Annotated in this window: 1 protein-coding gene; it reads left to right on the top strand. The window is 76.5% G+C overall.

All coding sequences use genetic code 11. The features are described 5' to 3' along the window. Positions 1 to 399: 399 nt before the first annotated feature. Positions 400 to 1453, top strand: a 1054-nt coding sequence (locus AB0N07_RS50930; protein WP_365847801.1) for a PLP-dependent transferase, incomplete at its 3' end; no start/stop codon positions are given.

Raw genomic sequence — 1453 nt, 5'->3', positions numbered from 1 at the left:
GGGGCGTTCACCCCGAGGGCGTGGACGGCGGCGCTCGCTCCGCTGAGGCCGAGCAGGCGGCGGCGGCTGAGGGTCGGGGAGGGGGAGGACATCGTGGGCTTTCGTGCGTGGGTCGGGTCCGGCCCGGGGGGGGGCCGGCCTGTCGCACCGTAGGGGCGCGGTGTGAACGGCGAGCGAGCGTGCGGTGGCCGCCCGGGAACGGGACGGGGTCGGCCGGTGCGTTCCGCGGACACCGACCTCACGTCGATCCGCCCGGGTCCTGAGCAACGCCGGTTGAGTTGTCACGGGTCTTCGCGCCCAGGACCCGCGACAAGTCAACCAGCGTTGCTTCGGGCGGCAGAGCCGGGGCCGCCAGCTCCTCTGGTGAATCCGCGCCCGGCGCCCCGGCAGAATGACCCCATGGCATCCCCGCAGCCCCCCGCCTTCGGCCCCGTCCTCCACCACCGCGCCCACGGCATGGCCCCCGGCGACGCCATCTCCCCGCCGCTGGTGCACGCCTCCGCGTTCCACCTGCCCGGGTCCGGTCCCGACGGCGCCCCCGTCGCCCCCGGTGCGGACGTCGCCTTCCAGTACGCCCGCTGGGGCACCCCCACCTGGGCTGCGCTCGAGGCCGCCCTCGGCGTGCTCGAGGACGCCGACGTCGCCGTCGTCCCCTCCGGCATGGCGGCCATCGCCGCCGCCCTGCTGCCCGTGCTCCGCCCCGGCGACCGCGCCCTGCTGCCCTCGGACGGCTACGGCGCCACCCGCGCCCTCGCCGCCGAGCACCTCGTGCCCGCCGGCGTCCACGTGGACTTCGTGTCCACGCCGGGCCTCGCGGACGCCGACTTCTCCGCCTACGACCTCGTGTTCGTCGAGACCCCCTCCAACCCCGGGCTGCGCGTCGCGGACCTGGCCGACGTCGCTGCCCGCGCCCACGCGAACGGGCGGCGGGACGGGAAGGGGGCGCTCGTCGTCGTGGACAACACCTCCCTGACCCCGCTGGGGCAGCGGCCGCTGGACCTGGGGGCGGACGTCGTCGTCGCCTCGGACACGAAGGCCCTCAACGGGCACACCGACGCCCTCGGCGGGCACGTCGCGTCCCGCGACCCCGAGCTGATGGCGCGCGTGCGTGGCTGGCGCACCCTGGCCGGCGGGATCCTCGGCACCCACGAGGCCTGGCTGATCCACCGCGGTATGGAGACCCTCGAGGTCCGCTTCGCCCGCATGTGCGCGACGGCGCTCGCGGTCGCCGAGCTCGCGGCCGGGCACCCGGCCGTGCGCGCGGTGGCCTACCCGGGGCTGCCGGACCACCCGGACGCGGCGATCGTCGCGCGCCAGATGACGGCGGCGGGCGGCGTCGTCGGGCTGGAGTTCGCGGACCGGGGCCTTCACCAGATCATCGAGCAGGTCACCGAGGACCGGGGTTTCCCACCAGTGCGAGTGCCACGGCTCCGCGGGTGTGCCCACCGTCGCC

Origin of the sequence: Streptomyces sp. NPDC051172 (assembly GCF_040682555.1) — a bacterium.
In the GTDB taxonomy this organism is placed as follows: domain Bacteria; phylum Actinomycetota; class Actinomycetes; order Streptomycetales; family Streptomycetaceae; genus Streptomyces.
This window is presented reverse-complemented; position numbering and strand designations above follow the sequence as displayed.